The organism is Escherichia sp. MOD1-EC7003 (assembly GCF_002965065.1).
Classification (GTDB): domain Bacteria; phylum Pseudomonadota; class Gammaproteobacteria; order Enterobacterales; family Enterobacteriaceae; genus Escherichia.
The window spans coordinates 1-470 of record NZ_PTRE01000088.1 but is presented as its reverse complement, the minus strand read 5'-3'; the positions used below and the strand labels follow the sequence as shown (position 1 = coordinate 470).

Sequence of the window (470 nt, the reverse complement as noted above, 5' to 3'; positions counted from 1 at the left end):
GCGACTGAATAATGTGATGACGCTGTAGAATTTTTAACGTGACACAGAATTCTGAACGCTCTCCGGCGGCAATAAACACCTTCTCTTCCAGCGGCGTAATCTTCCCTTCGCTGGAGCCGATCTCCGCAATGATCCCGGCTTTCAGTTCTGTGCCATCAATACCCTGTTCAATTTCATCGACCATCTCTTGGGCCAGTTCCTGCACACTGCGGGTCGCCACATGTTCCGGGAAAAAAGCATCCTGGTAATAACCGGTACAGGCCACCACGTTGATCCCGGTTTCGCGCATCACATCGAGCATAAATTGCGCATTACGCCCCATGTAACGGTTGGTCATCTCAATCACATTTCGAACGCCCTGGGCCATCAGGTCGTTCATCTCCTGACAAATGAACCCATACTGATCAAGGGTAACCGGCTCATTTAAACCGTCTGGTCTGTTTCCTCCGGCTCTACAAAAATAATGTCCA

1 pseudogene is annotated in these 470 nt (G+C 50.0%); it reads right to left on the bottom strand.

From position 1 onward, the window contains the following. Window positions 1-64 precede the first annotated feature (64 nt). Window positions 65-470, bottom strand: a pseudogene (locus A7090_RS16150) (phosphotriesterase family protein); the annotation flags it as partial.